17 protein-coding genes, 2 tRNA genes and 1 pseudogene are annotated in these 19,503 nt (G+C 65.8%); 5 read left to right on the forward strand and 15 right to left on the reverse strand.

Annotated features, from left to right (window positions below):
* Positions 1-356: 356 nt before the first annotated feature.
* Positions 357-956: a hypothetical protein gene (locus AC3RXY_RS13990; RefSeq protein ID WP_491511533.1), complete on the reverse strand. Its 600-nt coding sequence runs from the start codon at positions 954-956 to the stop codon at positions 357-359.
* A gap of 679 nt (positions 957-1,635) precedes the next feature.
* Between AC3RXY_RS13990 and AC3RXY_RS13995 the strand changes: the two genes are divergently transcribed.
* From AC3RXY_RS13995 to AC3RXY_RS14005, 3 genes are all read left to right on the forward strand, one after another.
* A protein-coding gene (locus AC3RXY_RS13995) for an IS3 family transposase (RefSeq protein WP_491511534.1) occupies positions 1,636-2,873 on the forward strand; the annotation gives its coding sequence in 2 pieces (ribosomal slippage) (positions 1,636-1,915 and positions 1,915-2,873; 1,239 coding nt in all).
* A 159-nt stretch (positions 2,874-3,032) separates the two neighbouring features.
* Complete coding sequence (locus AC3RXY_RS14000; RefSeq protein WP_491511535.1) at positions 3,033-3,731, forward strand: helix-turn-helix transcriptional regulator; 699 nt, start codon at positions 3,033-3,035, stop codon at positions 3,729-3,731.
* Between the two features lie 51 nt (positions 3,732-3,782).
* Positions 3,783-3,998, forward strand: a complete 216-nt coding sequence (locus tag AC3RXY_RS14005) for a hypothetical protein (RefSeq protein ID WP_491511536.1) — start codon at positions 3,783-3,785, stop codon at positions 3,996-3,998.
* A 217-nt stretch (positions 3,999-4,215) separates the two neighbouring features.
* Here the strand turns inward: AC3RXY_RS14005 and AC3RXY_RS14010 are convergent.
* The 7 genes and pseudogenes from AC3RXY_RS14010 to AC3RXY_RS14040 form a co-directional block, all read right to left on the reverse strand.
* Positions 4,216-4,464: pseudogene (locus AC3RXY_RS14010) on the reverse strand (helix-turn-helix domain-containing protein); the annotation flags it as partial.
* A 33-nt stretch (positions 4,465-4,497) separates the two neighbouring features.
* The gene (locus AC3RXY_RS14015) at positions 4,498-5,028 is read right to left on the reverse strand and encodes a hypothetical protein (protein ID WP_491511537.1); all 531 of its coding nucleotides are present in this window, start codon (positions 5,026-5,028) and stop codon (positions 4,498-4,500) included.
* 68 nt (positions 5,029-5,096) lie between these two features.
* Entirely contained in the window at positions 5,097-6,062 is a 966-nt protein-coding gene (locus tag AC3RXY_RS14020) for a hypothetical protein (protein ID WP_491511538.1), read from the reverse strand.
* 627 nt (positions 6,063-6,689) lie between these two features.
* Positions 6,690-7,499, reverse strand: a complete 810-nt coding sequence (locus AC3RXY_RS14025) for a hypothetical protein (RefSeq protein ID WP_491511539.1) — start codon at positions 7,497-7,499, stop codon at positions 6,690-6,692.
* Positions 7,483-8,445: a HipA domain-containing protein gene (locus tag AC3RXY_RS14030; protein WP_491511540.1), complete on the reverse strand. Its 963-nt coding sequence runs from the start codon at positions 8,443-8,445 to the stop codon at positions 7,483-7,485. Before AC3RXY_RS14030 ends, AC3RXY_RS14025 begins: the two co-directional genes overlap by 17 nt.
* 101 nt (positions 8,446-8,546) lie before the next feature.
* On the reverse strand, positions 8,547-9,206 hold the full coding sequence (locus AC3RXY_RS14035) for a hypothetical protein (protein ID WP_491511541.1): 660 nt from the start codon (positions 9,204-9,206) through the stop codon (positions 8,547-8,549).
* A 14-nt stretch (positions 9,207-9,220) separates the two neighbouring features.
* Complete coding sequence (locus tag AC3RXY_RS14040; RefSeq protein WP_491511542.1) at positions 9,221-9,790, reverse strand: hypothetical protein; 570 nt, start codon at positions 9,788-9,790, stop codon at positions 9,221-9,223.
* A 387-nt stretch (positions 9,791-10,177) separates the two neighbouring features.
* Here AC3RXY_RS14040 and AC3RXY_RS14045 point away from each other — a divergent pair, with 387 nt between their 5' ends.
* Positions 10,178-12,040, forward strand: a complete 1,863-nt coding sequence (locus AC3RXY_RS14045; RefSeq protein ID WP_491511543.1) for a tyrosine-type recombinase/integrase — start codon at positions 10,178-10,180, stop codon at positions 12,038-12,040.
* Here AC3RXY_RS14045 and AC3RXY_RS14050 read toward each other — a convergent pair.
* The 5 genes from AC3RXY_RS14050 to serS all read right to left on the reverse strand — a co-directional run bounded on the left by AC3RXY_RS14050 (position 12,019) and on the right by serS (position 16,001).
* A tRNA-Ser gene (locus AC3RXY_RS14050) sits at positions 12,019-12,110 on the reverse strand. The genes AC3RXY_RS14045 and AC3RXY_RS14050 overlap by 22 nt on opposite strands.
* Positions 12,111-12,215: 105 nt before the next feature.
* Entirely contained in the window at positions 12,216-13,475 is a 1,260-nt protein-coding gene (locus tag AC3RXY_RS14055) for an LCP family protein (RefSeq protein ID WP_491511544.1), read from the reverse strand.
* A 212-nt stretch (positions 13,476-13,687) separates the two neighbouring features.
* Positions 13,688-13,775 (reverse strand) — tRNA-Ser (locus AC3RXY_RS14060).
* A gap of 127 nt (positions 13,776-13,902) precedes the next feature.
* Entirely contained in the window at positions 13,903-14,736 is an 834-nt protein-coding gene (locus AC3RXY_RS14065; RefSeq protein ID WP_491511545.1) for an HAD family hydrolase, read from the reverse strand.
* Positions 14,733-16,001, reverse strand: a complete 1,269-nt coding sequence (gene serS / locus AC3RXY_RS14070) for a serine--tRNA ligase (RefSeq protein ID WP_491511546.1) — start codon at positions 15,999-16,001, stop codon at positions 14,733-14,735. Before serS ends, AC3RXY_RS14065 begins: the two co-directional genes overlap by 4 nt.
* A gap of 155 nt (positions 16,002-16,156) precedes the next feature.
* Between serS and AC3RXY_RS14075 the strand changes: the two genes are divergently transcribed.
* Positions 16,157-17,164, forward strand: a complete 1,008-nt coding sequence (locus tag AC3RXY_RS14075) for a diacylglycerol/lipid kinase family protein (RefSeq protein WP_491511547.1) — start codon at positions 16,157-16,159, stop codon at positions 17,162-17,164.
* Between the two features lie 48 nt (positions 17,165-17,212).
* Here AC3RXY_RS14075 and AC3RXY_RS14080 read toward each other — a convergent pair whose 3' ends face one another.
* Both AC3RXY_RS14080 and cls read right to left on the reverse strand, forming a co-directional pair.
* Positions 17,213-17,917, reverse strand: coding sequence for a hypothetical protein (locus AC3RXY_RS14080; RefSeq protein WP_491511548.1), 705 nt, complete (start codon positions 17,915-17,917; stop codon positions 17,213-17,215).
* 87 nt (positions 17,918-18,004) lie between these two features.
* The gene (gene cls, locus AC3RXY_RS14085; protein WP_491511549.1) at positions 18,005-19,456 is read right to left on the reverse strand and encodes a cardiolipin synthase; all 1,452 of its coding nucleotides are present in this window, start codon (positions 19,454-19,456) and stop codon (positions 18,005-18,007) included.
* Positions 19,457-19,503: the final 47 nt, after the last annotated feature.

The following is a 19,503-nucleotide window of genomic DNA, read 5'->3' on the forward strand; positions in this document are numbered from 1 at the left end:
GGGCAGGTATGCCGGTGAGGCCCCATCGTGGGATGGGACCTCACCGGCGTGTCAGGGCCGGGTATGTGCGTGGACGGCTTCGCTGATGTCGGTTCCAGGGTTCGATCTACGCCAGTGCTTCAGTTGCTGAGGGTTGACTGGTTGTGCGGTTCGTGTCTCCCCGGTGGGGCGGCCGAGGGTTGTCGGAGCGAACGCAAAGGCAAGGACGGCTGCGACAGCGAGCCCGGCCGCTAGGAGCATGGACCCGCCGGTCACCGCGATGATGACAGCTCCGGCGAGTATCGCCAGTCCGACGAATGTTGCTGCAATCGATCGGGTGCGCCGCTTGTCGTGATTATGGGTGAGTCCCGTCGGGGTCATTCGAAGCACTGCTCCTTGATCGAAGCAACTCCGATGAGTTCCGCTCCTAGTGATGCGAGTGCTCCGCCAGCGGCCTGGACTTTCTCGTAGTTGAAGCTTGCTCCCCAGAGGAGGTCGACAGCCTTCTTAACGCCGCCCAGTTCGTCGGCGAGCTTTTTGATTTTCAGGAGCTTAGCGGCGGGGAAGGCAACTCCCGCCAGAGCGACGGCGATCGCTCCTGCGCAACCGAGGACGCTGGCCTTCGCGCTTACGTTTCCCTCTTGTGCGGTGGGGGCGTTCTTTTGCAGCCACTCGTGGGTTGCTTCGTCTCCGGCGAGAAGTACTTCGTCGGGGATGGCAGTGGCCTGCTCGAGTAGGGCAGTGAGACCCGCTGCGCGTTCATTAAGGCTTTGAGCTGGGCTGACGCTGGAGATGTGGGCGGTAGGGGAGGCTGCAGTGGCCGCCGGTGCTGTCGCTAACACCAGGATGGCCGCGGTGAGCATGCTGACACCGGCGGCAATGATGCTTTTCTTCACGTAGTTCGCCTCCTTGACGTGTCTATGTTTCGGGGAACAGGTTCCACCGCCAATCAAAGCGCTCCAGTCGATGACGGTCAAGCCACGGATGAGATAGCGAGTTCCCATTGATCTCTCGAAGCCCGAAATCTTGCCGCTCTCCGTACTACCTGAGAAAGCGCTGAGGGGACGGCTGATGCACTCGGGAAGGAGCCCATTGAGTCGTCTCTGTCGTCATTCGGAGAACCGAGACCGCTTAGAAATGAAGGGATGGAAGACTCTGAGCTAGTGGGCATCCCAGCGTGGGGGCGACAGGTGAAGCGGCCCGCCGGACACGAGGCGATCCGGCGTGCGTGGTCAGAGCCCTTGCTGCCCTTGCCCCAGGTTCGAACTCGATTACTTGCTTTCAATCTCACCCTGCTGGCGCTGAAGGTCGCCGGCCTCAGGCGTGGAAGCCCAAATATCTGCGTACTTACCGTCCCGCACGCCCGCAGCGCCCGTTCCCGGGCTACCCCAGTTGACGACCTGATACTCGTCGCCGTCCGAGGAACCCACCGAGCGCTGCGTAGAGATAACCGCACCCACCGGGGGAATCGTCACGCTCGCTCCATCAGGGAAAAGCAGACCTGACCCCGCCATTTCACACCCCGGGCTGCCCTGACTCTCGAGGGATTCGACGGTGTAGTTGCGTGGGTCGCACGCTTCGAAACCGTCTGGGATGGATGGCACGGAATGAATCGGCCTGGTTTTCGTTCCGTTCTTCAAGCAAGGATGGAACTCGATGAACAGGAAGTATTCGCCGGAGATGCGTGAGCGGGCGTTGCGGATGCTCGCGGAGACGCGGCCGTCGCATCCGAACATGATGAGTGCAGTCAGGCATGTGGCCGGGCTGCTCGGAATGAGCCCCGAGACGCTGAGGATCTGGCAACGCCGTCAGGAGGTCGACGCCGGTGCGAAGCCAGGTGTGACAACTGACGCGGCCGCGGAGATCAAGCGGCTGCAGAAGGAGAACGCCGAGCTTCGCAAGGCCAACGAAATCCTGAAGGCTGCGAGCGTGTTTTTCGCGAAGGAGCTCGACCGCCCCTGACCGAGATGGTCCGGTTCATCAACGAAAATCGGGATCGTTTCGGGGTCGAGCTCATCTGCCGGGTGTTGCGCCCGGCAGTTCAAGGTTTCCTCACCGCTCGTGGGTATCGTGCCGCGGTGGGTCGTGCGCCGTCGGCGCGGCAGTTGAAGGACGAACTGCTCGTCCCGGAAGTCGCCCGGTTGCATGCGGAGAACTACAGCGTCTACGGGCGCCGGAAGATGCACGCCCTCCTGCGCCGTCAAGGATGGGAGATCGGCCGCGACCAGACCGAACGCCTCATGCGCCTGGCCAGAGTCCGCGGACTCCGCAAGTCGAAACGGGTGTTCACCACGCGCTCCGACAAGACAGCGGTGCTGCCGAGCGATCTCGTGAACCGCCGCTTCACCGCGCCGGCGCCGCGGCGGCTCTGGGTCTGCGACGTGACCTACGTGGCGACATGGTCTGGGTTCGCTTACGTTGCGTTCGTCACCGACGTCTACTCGCGGCGCATCGTCGGGTGGAACGTCGCCTCGACCCTGAAGTCGGAGATCCTGCCGATGCAGGCCCTCGACATGGCCGCCTGGAACGTCGGCGGACGGCTCGACGGTCTCATCCATCACGCGGACCACGGGTCGAACTACACCGCGATGGTCTACACCGACCGGATCGTCGAACTCGGCGCCGTCCCCTCGACAGGAACGGTGGGCGATTCGTTCGATAACGCGATGGCAGAGGCCGTGAACAACCTTTACAAGACCGAGCTGATCCGTCAGCGGGGTCCGTGGCGGACGGTCGAGCAGGTCGAACTGGCGACGCTCGAGTGGGTGGGGTGGTGGAACACCTCCCGCCTACACGGCGAGCTCGACATGCGCACACCCACCGAGGTCGAGGACACGTACTACGCTGACCTGGAATCAGCCAATCCGGTCTATGCCGGACAAGGCTCCCGATAGGAACGAAAGCCAGGCCGATTCACTTTGAGGGAGAAGGCGCCTCAGCACTGGACCGCCGCCCGCCGAGCGGTAGAGTGAACGCAACGGAATCGGCCAATCTTGCCCCGGAGTTGGTCGCGCACCTTTCGATACAGCCGTTGCTGAGCCTGTGGGGGGCACATGGGGGACAGCGCTCGATGGCGCGAGGGTTGGCAACTCGCCTGCATCGAGGGAGCAGGCCAGTGCGCCATCCAGGTGCATCTTTTTGCCCAGGACGCGCACCTGAGCCGCTTCCTTGACGGCAACGGCTGTGTCCGCATCGTCGGGCAGGATGACAGCCCGGGCGGCGCCTGGCCTGAGATGGCGGCGCCGAGCACGGAAGTCGCCGTCATCGACGCGGGTCAAACGGCTTCAGAGATTCCCGCCCTCGAGTCCCTGACTCGCTCCGTGCCCGCGGTGCCATTCGTTGCCGTGGTCGACGACCACCGCGCCTCAGCGATCACGGATTGTTGGAACACGGGCGTTTTCGCCGTCGTCTCGCGGGGCGGCGCGCCGAACGAGCTCATCCCGGCGATCCATGCGGCACGAGTACACCGAGCTTTTCTCTGCGAGCTCAGCATCCGCGCGCTCATCCGGCAGTCCTGCCGCGACGCCTCCCGTCGGGCGTGGATGCCGGACGAGCCCCTTTCCGAGCGTGAAGCCGCCGTGGTGACGCTCCTCTGCACAGGGCTCTCGAACCCCGAGATCGCCGTCGATCTGGGGATCGCCGAGTCCACCGTCAAGACCCATCTGGCCCGGGTGATGGTCAAGTGGGCGGTGCGCGATCGCGTCCAGGTGGTCATCAAAGCCGTGCGGTTCGGCTTCGTGTCGATCGACTGAGCCCGCAACGCGCGTCAGAGAAAGACAACACGACAAGCGGAGGAGAACACCGTGACATCATCAGGACCCAGACATGCGGACGTTGCTGCCTTTCTCGCGTTGGCGGTCGTCGGACTGGCCGTGAACGCCGGACTCGCCGCGCTCACCGATATCGACGCCGTCCTTCGATGGATCATCACCGTCCTCAGCAGCATCGTTGCCGCCGCGGTGACCTACGCCCTCATGTCCCGGCGCGGACGACGAGCGCGCGGACGACGAGAAGACTGAACGCCGCGCCAGCGAGCGACTCTGGACAGGGCCGCTGAGCCACACCGGTCGCACGTGCTGCGCTCCGTCCGCGACGCCCATGGACCAGACGGGGTAGCCCGCACAGCCGTGCGCTGGGGGACACCGTCCTCCCCCGTCGGCGACCCCGCCGTCATCCCGGACCGAACGATGGACACGCTGGTTCGACTCCCGTCACGCCAGCGGATCGTCAGGCGCGTCAGACGGCTGTTGGCGCGCCGCTCAGACGTCCTGAACCAGCAGTGAGCGCTCGGTGACCCTCCAGCTGGGCAAGACGGCGATAGCCGGTTGGGCGGATGCCGAACTGTCGGTCGAAGGCGGTGCTGAGGGCGTACGAGGTGGAGTAGCCGACCTGGCGGGCGATGGACTCGACCGTGTGGTCGGTGTCGCGAAGCAGGTCTGCAGCGAGGCAGAGTCTCCAACCGGTGAGGTAGGCGATCGGTGACTCGCCGAGCGACCTCGCCGCAACACTCCAATGGGTTTAGCAGCATGCCCTCGGTGCGGGCTTTCGAGACCCCGCGGGAGACGGCGAGGCTGATCGCGCGGTCTCGTCGTCGGAGCGTGAGTCCCCCGATGCAGCGCTTGGGTGGGTGGCTGCGGTGCGCGTCATCAGTGCCGCGAGAACGATGAGCAAGACGGTGAAGAGAACTCCCACCACGGCGACCAGGCCGAGGATCTGCGGCACCGGGTTCACGAATGCGCTCCGGTCAGCATGAACGAACGCCAGTGACGCGGCGATGTTCGGAACAAGGAAGCCGCCCGAGATCAGGCTGATCGCGCCGACGACGATCGCCGATGTGAACACGCCCCGCGCCTCGTGCCGGTCGACCCGGATCTCGACGAGCTCGAGCAAGGATCGAGCAGCAAGCCACGCGAGGGTTGCCCCGAAAGCCCACCCTGCTGTCCAACAGATCGCCGAGAGCATCGCCCACACAGGCACCCGACTGTACGCTCCGATCCCCCCGCTGTTCGCGAGTGCGGGAGTGACCAGGAAGTTACTGACCAGCCCCACAAAGACGAGCGTGATGACACACGCAGCAGTGAAACGAGTTGCGGTTGGCATGTGCCCGAGTCACCCCGCTACCAGTTGCAGACGGCGGACGGAGTGAACAGGTTGTTCAGGATACGGTCGCGCCACTTGGCGTTTGCGGGACGTTTGGTCTCCAAGTCCCACGACGACCACTCCAGCCATCCGCCTGCGATGTGGCAATCCCACTGTTGCGACAGCGAGGTCTTCCATCTGTTGTCCGCGACCTGCCAGTGATTCTTCCTGAGCACGCCCCAACCCTCGACAGCCAGAATCCGATTGTCCGTGAAGTACACAGCACGCCCCCACGCGGACAGCCAGGCGCTGACCTGATAGCCGCCGCCGGCGTACGTGGATGCCTTGCTCTCCGAGAGCACGCCTGAGCCGTACTTCGGGTCGGCGGCGACAGGGTATGTCAGCTCCTCGACCCCGTGATGCTCAACCACCTGGACGAGCGTTCGACCATCGAGCCGGTAGTGGGTCTTCACATCTTTGCCGGAAGCATCCTTCGCCCACGCGGGGAAGAATCCTCCGAGAAGCGCACCATCCTCGCGCCACAGCAGAACTGTTCCATCGTCTGTGACTTCTGCCCTGGCGAAGTCACCGGCCAGCTCGTAGACATACTCTTCCGGGGCCGTGGCATCCGCGATCAGTGAGACGATCTGCGCGCCGCCTTCATGCTCAACGGCCGCGAGAACACTGCCGTCCGAGAGGCTGTACGAGAAGGCGTGCGCGCCGATGCCGACAGCGCCAGCATCTTCCTGGGTAGGCAACGAGATTGCCAATTGCCCCTGATCCGATGCGATGGTCACAGCTCCAGACGCCGAATCGGGAATCGCAACGTCGAGACGTGCATCCGAGGGCTCTTCGCGTGGAACGTCATTCTCTTCGAGAAGTCGTACGGTTTCGGCCTCGTTGATGCCGTCTGGCTGATCCGATGCTGACGCGACCACCGGTGTCGCCGCGAGCATCAGCCCCGCCGCGAGCACAATACCCGCTATCCAGATACGTTGATCCATCCCCATGCCCCCCGGCTCAGTTAGGTTAGGCTAACCTGCCAAACATTCGATGTGGGGTCAAGCGCGTTCGCACGCACATGGCTGCCGCGGCGACGATGCCGTCGACAAGATCAACCGCCTCCGGCACTCTTCCGCATGTCGGAGACAAGCGTGAGCACAGAAGCAGGTCAGGGGCGCTGCCGAACTCAGAATCTCCACACCAACTCCTGTCGTGTATCCGAGCCCTGGGCGATGCGTATGTTCCTCCTGCGTGAGCCCCGTAGCGGAGCAGCGATCCCCCGACGCGCGCAGGTCGACGACCCCCGACGCCGGCACGTGGAGCGTCACTCATCCACACTGTCGTGGCTTCGCACCAGCACTCGATGCACGGGTGGTGACGCGGGAACCGCACCTCAGGTCAGTGCATGAAACGGAAGAACACCGCCGGACCGCACTGGTTCCGGCAATCGACGAAATGGCGGAGACGGAGGGATTTGAACCCTCGGTCCCCGTAGGGGGACTCCGCCTTAGCAGGGCCTGCGACGTATGCAGATGGTGTAGAAATCGCGAGTTCCTGCGCGTGGAACACACAGGATTCGGTGGTGTCATCGGACGCTAGGACCCCCACGGGACCCTCGGGCACGCGGATCAGTAAGAGCTAGTGGCGGTGTCGATCCGACTTTGAAGGTCCGCGAAGGACTCTCCAACGTGAAGAGTTACGAGAACGCGAAGATGCCACCCCGCACTGAGTCCGTTGACACGGTCAACAACCGCTCGGACCCTTGTTCCATCGTGAAGGCAGGGCGCCGTGAGCTTCGCGAGCCAGTCAGGCACATAGCCGACAGGCTCGCCATGCTCCGTGAAGAACAGTTGAGCGTCGGCGTTGTAGTCGTTCCCGGCCTCCGCGATGACGCGGAGGGGCTGGCCGGGGACAAGTCCACCCAAGAGAGCTTCGAGTTCGACATCCGAGTAGAGACGCGTCTGTCCGGCGGTCGTCGTGACGCTCTTCTTGGCGAGATACCGGACCCCTGCTGCCAGGGCAGTGCAGGTCCAGCCCTCTGTGCTCTCGCGAGGCAAGGGAGTGACCTGGAGCGTGTCCCCCTCCGAAGATCCGCCTGAACGCACGAGCTGCTCCCATGGAGTCGCAGACGCGGGATCGAGGCTCAACTCATCAAGCACGCGGACGAAATCTGGACGAGTAGGGTCCATCACTCGCTCATGGAACAGCGGGAACAGTTCGTCGCTCTCGTATCTCTTCGTGAGGTCGCGGAAGCCGAGCAACGGCCTGAACTCTGCGACGTGAGCGACGTTTGGAAGGTACTCGAACGCGTAGGTCTCGCCGTCGAATCTAAGGACCCCGACGGGAATCATCGCGCGCGTGGTGGGCTGCTGCCAGACAACGAGCAACTCGGTCTCGGTCACGACATCAGCAATCGGCGCTTCAAGCACGGATGGCATCTTGGATCCTCCTTCCATTGATCTCCAACACTGCACCTGCGAACCTACGCGTGACCTCCGACACTCCGCCATGACGGGCAAGCATCGCTTCGAAATCAGAGCGTTCCACAGACTCCAACAAGCTCGCGATGCGCGCTCTTCCCGCATCGGTGCAGTTCTGCGTGGCTCGTACCGCGAGATCAACCAGCGAGGTTTTCAAGTCCCCGTCGAATCGGCGTGCGAGACCCTTCGAGGCGAACGACTCAAGCGCTGCCGGATCGCGAAGCCTCGCAGCCCTCGCGTCATCCGTCAGCTGAAAACCCAGACTCGCTTCCATATCATACGCCGGTGCCAGCGCGTCTGCTGGGCCCTCGCTGGACCGTGCACGGAGCACAGACCAGTTCTGCTCGTGGCGGTCACCGTTCCCGATCAACGCGTCGAGAATCAGGTACCCGACGAACACGTCATACGCTGTGCACGCGGCCCATGACGCCGCCTGCGGGGGCGCCACGTACCCGTCCAGAGTCCGACGGATGTTGTCCAACGAGTGACCTATGGACGCGGATCGGTCCCGCAGGGAGTCACGAAGGTAGACGTCAATCCGATCCAGGATCGCGAGACGACCCGTGTCCATGTCGTAGTCGATCGGCCGCACGTTTCGCGTGATGACGCCTTCGACCCCGCCGCGTAGGGCGAGCCGGGCCTCAGCTGCCGGAACATCCAGGTCGTCGGCGATGGTCGCCGCAACGGCTTCGGTCCAGTCGCCCACCTGACGATTGCCATTGCTTTGCACGGTGGCAGGTTTGAAGAGCCAATGTGTCTCAGGATGCGTTGAGGAACCGCCTGGCTCGGAGAGCCACACTTTCTCCGATGCGCCGCGAGGTTCGACACGCAGGAACTCCCATGTCGTCACGTCTTCGCGGTCTGGGCACACAATCCGGAGTCTACGGACAGCCCGATCCTTCACGAGTTCGACACTCTCGGTCGACCACAGTCTTCGGCCGCCGAGAGCGCGCAAGCCCTTCGGCGACAGGTACTTACTCGACGCGATTGTGATGTGAGAACCGCTCAGTCAAGGCTCAAGTATCCGGCACCGAGGTCGTGTTCCACTTGGGCGCGGACATTCGAGGTGATCCGCAACAGAGTGTCGAGTTGCAGGATGACGGCAAATCTCACGCTCTCTTCATGGGGAACGTTAGCAATACGTGCCCGCCGTTCCTCGTCTTCGTGGAAGGCCACTCCATTGATGTAGTCCATCGTGATCTGGTCGGCGCCGAGAAGCCGGCCAGGGCCCATCCCATTGTCAGATTCGAGTCGCCCAGAGTACATGGGCGCACCGCCTTCTGGCATGACCAGCTCGCCGCCGCGGACGATCTGCGCTACGTGGGCTACAAGCGGGCGGCGCGCACGAGCTTGCTCAGGCGTCAACAGCGCTTGCAAAGCTTTGACGACGCCCGGGAGGTAGCAGTCTTCCTGAGCCAGGAAAAACACGCGACACTCAACGATCACGCTATCGAGCGTCCGCTTGTCGAGCATGGGCCGCGTAAGAGACTGGACACGCCAGCGAGCCGCGGGGGTTGAGCGCTCCCAGGCCAGGGTCAGAGCAATCTCGCCGCACTCAGGGTCACGGAGATCGATGATGGGCTGTCCGAGACCGGGCGCTGATCTATCGAGGAACTTCCGCAGCCGTCGCCGCGCGATGTCGGCTCGCCCGTTCGCCTCACTCACGGAGCTGCTCATATTCAGGTCCTGGAGAACAACTCTCGAAACCTCTCATAGGCATCCGCGTCGAGCGCCAGTTCGATGTACAACTGCTCCCGCTTGGCGGACTGAATCTTGAGTTCTTCGGATCGCTCAACGCGAGAGAGGATCGCGTGCTCAAGAAGTTGAGTTAGAGGTTCGCCGATCGCCTTGCGGAAGTTGAAACCAAGGATCTGTAAGACGTTCGCTGTCTCGACAGACAGTACCGGCTTGATCGCATCTATCTGCTTGAGCAGAGCTTCCCCTTGAGCACCGGAAGCATGCGCGACGTTCTCGATTAGCGGGATGACGGTATCGGCGATGTACTTCACGTCGCCGGGCGTAAGGCGCTGGGAGACGAGCTCCTGCTGATACGACTGCGCTATACGAGTGAGCTCAGCCTTGTCGGCTATGAGGTCAGAGACGAGTTCCTCCAGACCGGCGATCGTCTCGTCCTTCTTTCCGGCGGCCTTCAACCCCCGAACCTTGTCAGAGATCGCGGTTGCAGTGTTCCTCGCCAAGCTCTCGGCCAGGCGAACACCAAGATCAACGACTTCGGGCGATACGTCCATGAAGCCCCCTCAATTGGCTCGGTCCTTGGATCGAGCGTAGCCAAGAAGCGGCTCCGCCGAGCAGCGGACACGATGTCCTGGCCTTGACCCATCGCACGTACAACCTCGGACCGCATCCGCCGAGCGATCCAAGTCATTTGGATCGCCGGGTTCCTTGCGGGAACGACGACGCACGTTCTCAATCGTGGGCGTGGTCATCATCCTCGCCGACATCGCTGTGCACTGGACGGGCTTCTTCACGATCGGAGATAGCCCATCGTTCGGGGTCGTGGATCACGATCATTCTCGCGGTGTTCCTCATCATCACCGCACCCGCTCTGTAGGGATGTTTCGCGTGCGACGCCTTGGACCCATCAGCTACAGACTCAGGCCTCGGTCTGGTGGCTCGTGACCGCGACCTCGCGCACCGCGTGTGAAGTCATCAAGCTGCGCTGCCCGTACCTTCCGTTCGACGAGAGCGCGCTCGGCGGCCTTACGCTGGGCTCGCTCCCGCTCGGCGCGACAGCGAATGAGTTCCGCAGCCTCAGCAACGGGCAACACCTCGATCGCAGCGAGGTCGCGTCGGGCCGTCGCAGCGCGTTCCTGCCACCAAGCAGCGTGAGCTCGGGGGTCGCTCGGCTTGCGGTCGCCAAACACCTGGCGGCGGAGGTTCGCGCGCTCCTGCATCTGCCGAGCAATGAGCTGGTGCTGTTCCTGCCGGGCCTCGACTGCTTGCTCCTCGGCCGCCTCTACACGCGAGTCAGTGTCAGCTTCTCGCTGCCCTACGGATGCCGCCCACGACTCGACCCCTGCCGCCGTCTCGGGCAGGGTGTCCCAGCGCGCACGTCCGTTCGCCTCAATGGCGCGGTGCTCTTGACTGACCGCGGACAGGGCACGAGCGGCGCGACGCTTGCCGAGCCCGCGCGCGGTGGCGTGCGCGGGAGGCGGAAGCCGCCGCGCTGCGCGTCCATCCCTCCACGCTCGGACGACTGGCGAAGAAGTGCCGCCCCCCGTCTCCCCCGTCATGACGGGAAGCCGCCGTCTCTACCCGGCCGCAGCGATCGAGGCGCTGGCACACCCGAGGACCAGCAGATGATCGAGAAGCGCGTCCTCAAGGACGGCTCGGCGCGCTGGAAGGCGCGGATCAAGAACGGCGGGGCGGTCGTCGCCCAGCAAACGTTCCGACTTAAGGGCGACGCCGAGACGTGGGAGCGCGAGCAGATCCGGGCGATCCATCTCGGGACCTTCCTTCCGCCGCAGAAGGCCAAGGCTCCGCTGGGCGAGGTTGTCACCTCGTTCCTCACGGCACGCACCTCGCAGGTGTCGGCGCACTCGCACCGCACCGACCGCGACAACCTCGCCGCCCTCCCCGCGAAGCTCCGAGCACGACCCATCGGCTCCGTCAGCGAGGCCGACGTGCTCGACTTCCTCACCGATCAGCTCAAGATCAAGGAGCACTCAACAGTCGCACGGATGCGTAAGACGCTCAGCGCCCTGTTCACCTATGCGGTGCGCGAGAAGTATGTGGCCGCGCATCCCGTTCGCGGCGTCGAGTTACCACCTGGCGCGAGCCAGAAGCCCGCCGACGAGGGGTACACGGCGGAAAGCCTCGCCGCGACGCTCGCGGCGCAGCGCGAGGCATCGGCGCACTACGCGACGATCACCGAGTGGATCTCCTTCACCGGCCTGCGGTGGTCCGAGACACGGGCACTGGGGGTGGCCGACCTCCAAGACGTACCGTTTCCCGCGGTATGGGTGCGGAGGGCGCACTCGGAGGGCTATGACGAGAAGGCACCCAAGACAGCCAACGGCGACCGCGCCGTGCCGCTCACCGATCGCGCGCGGCAATTCGCCCACGAGACGGCAGCCGGGAAGCTCCCCGAAGCGCATCTGTTTACAAGCCCGAAGGGCCGGCAATTGCGAATGAACCTCTATCGTCGTTTCACGCGCTGGTCGATGACAGCGCCGCGCAAACGCCCGTACATGCTGCGGCACTACTGCGCGTTACAGTGGCTGCACGCCGGCATCCCGATCAATCAGGTCGCCGAATGGCTGGGCGATGATCCGCGCACGGTACTCAAGGTCGACGCGCACGTCCTCGGCGAGCAGCAGCCGATCCAAGGGCTGCGTCGTCTCAACCAACTGGCGTCGGGACCCCCACAGGACCCTCGCGACATTCCTGAGAACGGGAACGAGCACGAAGGTGACAGCAAGCCAAGTAAGAAAGCAGGCTCTGACCAGGAAGTAAATGGCGGAGACGGAGGGATTTGAACCCTCGGTCCCCGTGAGGGGACTCCACCTTAGCAGGGTGGTGCACTAGGCCTGACTATGCGACGTCTCCAGGCGCCCGGCCGTCGAAACGACGGGCACACCTGAATATCCTAACGGGTCAGACGCCTCTCCGGCGAACCGAGCGTGCCGGATCGCCGCGCGGCGGTCATGCGGTTCACCAGCCGTCGTCCTCGAAGAGTCCGCCGCCGTTGGAGCACGTGGTGACCGCGGCCGAGCTTCCTGGCACATTCAGCTGCACCGGGCCGCTCGGAGTCGCATCGGGTGCCGGCGTGGCCTCCCCCTCGTCGGCGGGCTCGCCGGTCGGCTCGGGCGTGGGCGTCGCGAGAACCGCGCCACCCGACGGCCCGGCGGCCTGGAAGGATTCGTTCGCCTTGAGCACCGCGATCAGCGCCGCGCCCGTCTCATAGTCCGGCACGACCCGGTTCGGGTCGTCCGGGTCGTCGAACACCGGATACTGCACGAAGTTGATGTCCTCGAAGGGCACACTCCGCAGCGCCTGCGCGATCTGCACCAGCAGCATCGGGTTGTTGAGCTGGCCCGCCGGTGTGATGTTGTGCATCGCCGTGTCGGCCAGCCGCATCAGGGTGCCGACGTCGCCCAGCACGCCGTCGCTGACGATCTTGCGCACCAGCGACGACATGTACACCTGCTGATTGCTGATGCGTGACAGGTCGCTCTCATCACCGACACCATGACGGGTCTTCAAGAAGTTCAGCGCGTCGAGACCCTTGAGCGTATGAGTCCCTGCGGCGAGGTTGAGCCCGGTGTGCGGGTCGGAGATGCCGTTCTCGATGCACACGTCGACGCCGCCGATGGCGTTGGTGATCTCGATCACCCCGCCCCAGGTGACCGTCGCAGCCAGCGGCACATTGAGATCGGTGAGGTCGCGGATCGTCTTGGCGACGCAGTCGATGCCGCCCACCTCGTAGGTCACATTGAGCTGACCGCGGTACCACGGCTCGGTCGGGTTGCCGTCCTCGTCGGTGCACTCCGGGATCTCGAGCATGAGATCGCGGGGGAAGGAGATCACCGTGACGCGCCGCGGTTCGTCGGAGATGTACACGAGCATGTTGACGTCGTTGCGCGTGCCCTCCTCGGCATCCTCGCCGTTGCACCGGTCTCCGAACAGGTGCTTGTACTCTTCCTCGCACGCGTCGACGCCCACGAGCAGCAGGCTCACGCCGCCCTCGATCTCGCTGAGGTTCGGCGGAATGGCCTCCTGGCCCGTGAGCTCCTGATGACCAGCAGCCCAGGTGGTCGACAGGTCGACCGCGACATAGCCCGCCACGCCGACGACACTCACCACGAGCACCGCCACCGCGATGCCCACCATCTTCACCAGCTGCGAGAGCGCGCTCGGCGAGCGCAGCTGGCCATGACGGGCCACCGTCCGGCGGACGCGCTTCGTACTCACTCGGTTGCCTCTCGGGTCGGGGCGGGATGCCGTCGCAACCGCATCTTTGCGGACGCGGGGGTGCGCGGAAGACCCCATTCTAGAAACTCACCCTGAAAGAAGGCCCGTTCGCCCGCTTCCTGACCGGATCATGACAGGTGCAGGGCCCGTCTCGCCCGTCGCGCCCCAGGTTCCGGGTCCGAACGACAGAGCAACTGAGGGCGGGGCGCACGTGGCGGAGAGTGTGGGATTCGAACCCACGGGACATTTCTGCCCACCGGTTTTCAAGACCGGATCCTTCGGCCGCTCGGACAACTCTCCCTGCCGGAACGCGAGCGTCCGGGCAGGGATCGAGTCTAGTCCACAGGCGCAGCCGTCGGGGCTCCCCGACCGCCGTTCCTGCCACGCTCCTGATCCGCCGCCAGGCGAACGACCGTCGCCCGGGGCGTCAGGCGATCTGTGCGAGCGCATCGGCGAGGCCGCCCCGCTCGACATCGCGCGTGACCTCGCTCGCAGCTTCCTTGACCACGTCGGGCGCCTGCCCCATCGCCACCGCGAGGCCGCCGATCATGCGCGCCCACCCGAACATCTCGATGTCGTTGCGGCCGTCGCCCGCCACGAGAACGCGGCGGCGATCGAGACCCATCTCGACGAGTGCACGCTCCATCCCGGTGCCCTTGTTGACGCCGTGGGGCGCGATGTCGAGCCACGCCGTCCAGCCGATGGCGTAGGAGACATCGGCGAGGCCCACCTGCTCGACGATGCGGTGGAAGTCTTCCTCCGCCTTGCCCGGAGCCACGACGACGACCCGCGAGACCTGGTGCTTCGCCAGGTCCTCGAACGGAACCCGGGTTCCGCCGGTGACGTTCCAGTCGCTGAGCTTGTCCGTGTACAAGCGGTGCCCGTCCGCGAGCTCCACGAGGTAGTGGGCATCCGGAAGGCGCTCGTGCAGGAGACGCAGCACGGGGCCAGGATCGAAGGTCTCCACATGCCAGCGGTCGTAGGCGTCGGCAGCGGGCAGCCCAGCCACGTCTTCGCCGCGCCGCATCGTCACGGCACCGTTCGAGCAGATCACGAAGCGTGGGGTGAGCCCCAGCTCATCGAGCAGCGCGTGCGTCATCTCCCAGCTGCGCCCCGTGGCGATCGTGACCTCGTGTCCGGCGTCGCGCAACCGGGCGACCTCGTCGGGAACACCCGGGCTCATCTGCCCGTCCTCGAGCAGGATCGTGCCGTCGACGTCCAGACCGACGAGCCAGGGCGCCGTGGTGCGCTCGATCGTCACGACAGCGGCTCCAGCACCGCGAGACCCCCGAGGTAGCCGCGCAGCGCTTCCGGCACGACGACGGAGCCGTCTGCGCGCTGGTGCGTCTCCAGGAGCGCGACGATCCACCGGGTCGTCGCGAGCGTGCCGTTCAGGGTGGCGACGGGGCGGGTCTTTCCCTCGCCCTCCGGGCGGTGCCGGATGTCGAGGCGCCGAGCCTGGTAGGTGGTGCAGTTGGAGGTCGAGGTGAGCTCGCGGTACGCGCCCTGCGTCGGCACCCAGGCCTCGATGTCGAACTTGCGCGCGGCGCTCGACCCGAGGTCGCCGGCGGCGGTGTCGATCACGCGGTACGACAGCCCGAGGTCTGCCATCATCGACTCCTGCATCGCCAGCAGGCGATCGTGCTCTGCCGCCGCGTCCTCGACGGTGGTGTAGACGAACATCTCCAGCTTGTTGAACTGGTGCACCCGGATGATGCCGCGGGTGTCCTTCCCGTGCGAACCGGCCTCGCGCCGATAGCACGTCGACCATCCCGCGTACCGCAACGGGCCGTCCGTCAGGTCGAGGATCTCGTCTTTGTGGTATCCGGCGAGGGGCACCTCGCTCGTGCCGACCAGATACAGGTCGTCCGCCTCGAGACGGTACACCTCGTCGGCGTGCTCACCGAGGAAGCCGGTGCCCTGCATGATGTCCGGGCGCACGAGCGTCGGGGTGATGAGCGGCACGAAGCCCGCGGCGAGCGCGCGGTCGAGGGCCATGCTCATGAGCGCGATCTCCAGGCGAGCACCGATACCGCGCAGGAAGTAGAACCGCGCGCCGGAGACCTTGGCGCCGCGCTCCATGTCGATCGCTCCGAGCATCTCCCCGAGGGCGAGATGATCGCGAGGCTCGAAGTCATAGGAGGGGACATCGCCGACGTGACGCAGCACGACGTAGTCGTCTTCGCCACCGGCGGGAACACCGTCGACGATGACGTTCTCGACCCGCGCGAGCGCGACCGCGGCCGCCTCCTCCGCGCGCGCCGCCTCCTGCTGGGCGGCCTTGACCCGCTCCGCGAGCTCCTTTGCCTGCGCGACGAGAGCGGCCTTCTCGTCCTTGGGGGCTGCCGCGACCTGCTTGCCGAAGGCGTTCTGCTCGGCGCGGAGCTCCTCGAAGGCCGCGATCGCGGCGCGGCGCGATCGGTCCGCCTCCAGGGCCTCATCGACGGTCTCCGGCGCGTTGCCGCGTGCGGCCTGGCTGCGTCGGACGAGTTCGGGGTCCTCCCGGAGGAGCGCGAGGTCGATCACCTCGCCAGTCTACCCAGGGGCGGTGACCCGCCCTCCGGTCATCGCGTCCGCATCCAGACCCCGAGGCCGTTCTTGTCGACTCTGCGTCGCCTCAGACGCGCACGGATCGGGACCGTCGCCGCGAACAGGGCCCCGAAATCGCCTAGAGTGACGCCATGCCGCCCGAGACACCGCAGACGCCCGCCCGCGGGACCGTCGCGCTGGTCTACAACCCGGTGAAGGTCGATGGACCCGCCCTGCGGGCGACCGTCACGCGCCTGTCGTCCGCCGCCGGGTGGCTCCCTCCGATCTTCCGCGAGACAACGATCGACGACACCGGTCGCGGCGCCACGGAACAGGCGCTGCGGCTGGGAGCCGATGCCGTCGTCGTCGCCGGCGGCGACGGGACAGTGCGCGCGGTGGCCGAGGCGCTCGCCGGCACCGGCGTCCCGCTCGCGATCCTGCCCGGCGGCACCGGCAACGTCTTCGCCCGCAACCTGCACCTCCCCCTCGACGATCAGGAAGCGATCATCCGCTCGCTCTTCGACGGCCGGCGACACCCCGTCGACGTCGGCTGGGCGAGCCTGACCCGCGCCGACGGCACCACGGAGGAGCACGCGTTCGTCGTGATGGCGGGCATCGGGCTCGATGCCGAGATGGTCGCCAACACCCGCCCGGATCTGAAGAAGAACATCGGCTGGGTGGCCTATGTCGACGGCGCCGCGCGCTCACTCATCGGCGCTCGCCCCTTCTCGATCGTCTACCAGGTCGAAGGGCACCGGCTGCACTCCACGAAGGCGCACAGCATGCTCTTCGTCAACTGCGGGATGCTGCCCGCTGGCATCTCCCTCATCCCCGGGGCGTCGGTCACGGACGGACTGCTCGATGTCGCCCTCTTCTCCCCCAGCGGCCCCCTGGGATGGCTGGCCGTGTGGCGAACGGTGTGGTGGCAGAACTCCGTGCTGCGGCGCACCCGCACCGGCCGACGCATCCTGCATCAGCGGGGACGCAACGCCTCTGTGACGTTCTATACGGCGGGGTCTGCGGAGGTGGCGGCGGTCGAGCCGGCGTCGATCGAACTCGACGGCGATGAGTTCGGCACGGTGGTCCGGATGCGCTCACGCATCGACTCCGGCGCCCTCATCGTCGCGCTGCCCGCCGGCCACGACGTCGCCACGCTCTGACCGGCCCGCCCACGCCGGACGGCGCTGCGGACGCGGACGCCCTGTCCCTCAGCCGACGACGGGAATGACACCGTCCAGGTTGTCGCCCACGAGCGTGAGCGTCCGGTCCGTCGCACCGGGGTCGGCCGAGAGCATGGTCACGCGCGGCGCCATGTCCATCGTGCACGCACCGGTCTGTTCGGCGAAGGTCGCCGTCACGGTGGTGGCGTCCGACACGATGTCCTGCACCTGCGGCGGGCACGACGACGAGCCCCACGTGAGCAGCACGATGCCCGTGCCATCGTCGAACCAGCCGGCAGAGGGCTGATAGTCGGTGGCGGGATCTGTCGCCGGCGCCGGGTGGGCGGGAAGCTCGACCACCGCTTCGTCCTCGCCGTAGACGACCGTGAGCGTGACACCCGCGGCCGCGTCGACCCCCTCCGGCAATCCGACGAGCGATGAGCGCGGGGCGAAGTCCGCGGTGCAGGCGCGTTCGGGGAGCTCCTCCAGCGTCACGGTCACGTCCTGACCCGACGCCGTCACCTCGCCCTCGACCGGCGGGCAGGACGATGACCCCCACGTCACGATGCCGACCAGGCGGCCGCCGTCGAGCCAGGCGGCATGCGCCTGGAAGGCCTCCGCAGCCGGCGTCTGATCCGGGGACGGCTCTGCGGGCTCCGGTGTTCCGGCCGGTGGCTGTGCGGTCGCACAGCCGGTGAGCAGGAGGGCCGAGGCCGCGGCGAGGAGAGCGAGGGCACGGAGGGGGTGGCGCATGCCGCAACAGTATCGTTCCGCACCCGGCGCGCCCAGCCGTTCAGCTGAGCATCGCCTGCATCACGTCCAGGTCACGGCGCCCGCGGGCTACTGCAGGGCGGACGTCAGCCGGGCGAGGTTGTCGAGCACCGTCGAGCGCAGCGGCTGCCGCTCCCACTCGGCCAGGGTGAGCTCACGGCTGAGCGAGCGGTACATGTCCTCGACGCCGCGCACCTCGCGCACGAACTCCTCGCCGCGCACGAGCATCGAGATCTCCATGTTGAGACCGAAGGAGCGCATGTCCATGTTGCTCGAGCCGATCACGGCGACGTCATCGTCGATGGTGAGGCTCTTGGTGTGCAGAATGTACGGCTTGCGATACATCCAGATCCGCACGCCCGCCTTCAGCAGCGCTTCGTAGTAGCTGCGCTGCGCGTGGTACACCGTGGCCTGGTCGCCCTCCTCGGAGACGAAGAGCTCGACGGCCACACCCCGGTCGCACGCTCCGCTGACGGCCAGAAGAAGCGACTCGTCCGGCACGAAGTACGGGCTGACCATCATGATCTTGCTCTTGGCCGCATAGAGCAGGGTCAGGAACATCCGCAGGTTGTTCTCGACCTCGAACCCCGGCCCGGATGGCACGATCTGGCAATCGAGGTCGCCGCTGCCCGGCTCGATGCTGATCATCTCCTCGACATCGATCACCTCATCGGTCTCGCTGTACCAGTCGCCGAGGAAGACCGCGTTGACGCTCGCCACCACCGGACCGTCGATGCGCACCATGAGGTCGACCCAGCGGAGCCCGCGACGGATGTTCTTGGGCAGGTTGTAGCTGGAGTCCGTGACGTTCTGGGAGCCCAGGAAGGCGACCCTGCCGTCGACGACCAGGAGCTTGCGGTGGTTGCGGAGATCCGGGCGCTGCGTCCGCCCCTTCAGCGGCTGCACCGGCAGCATCAGCTGCCACTGCGCTCCCATCGCATCCAGCCGGCGGATGGTGTGCTTGTAGCGCGGTTTCCAGCGGTTGGCCCAGTGATCGAGCAGCACCCGCACGGTCACGCCGCGTGCCGCGACCTCCTCCAACGCGCGGAAGAAGTTGTCCGTCGATGCATCGGACTGGAGGATGTAGAACTCGACGTGCACATAGCTCTCCGCGTGCCGAATGGCATCGGCCATCGCGTCGAGCGACTCCTGGTAGTCGGAGATGAGATGGGCGCCGTTGTCTCCGGTGATCGGGAGCGCGCCCATCTTCTTGTTCATGTGCACGAGCGGCGCGAACCACGCCGGCGCATGCGGCCGGAGGCTCCCGGCGCGCAGCTGGCTGCTCGCGAGATCCATGAAGCCGTTGATGCGCTCCTGCTTCTTCACCCGCGCCCGGGGCAGCCGGGGATTGCCGATGACGATGAACAGCAGCACGCCGATCAGCGGGATGAAATAGATCGCCAGGAGCCACGCCATCGCGGAGGTCGGGCGACGGTTGCGCGGCACCACGATGATCGCCGTGATGCGGATCACGAGGTCGATGAAGAGGGTAATGCCGGCGACCCACAGCTGCCAGTCCATGCCTCACCCTTCGCGCCGCGTCAGCGGTTGCGCTCAACAGTACCGGC

Source organism: Microbacterium longlingense (assembly GCF_058349825.2).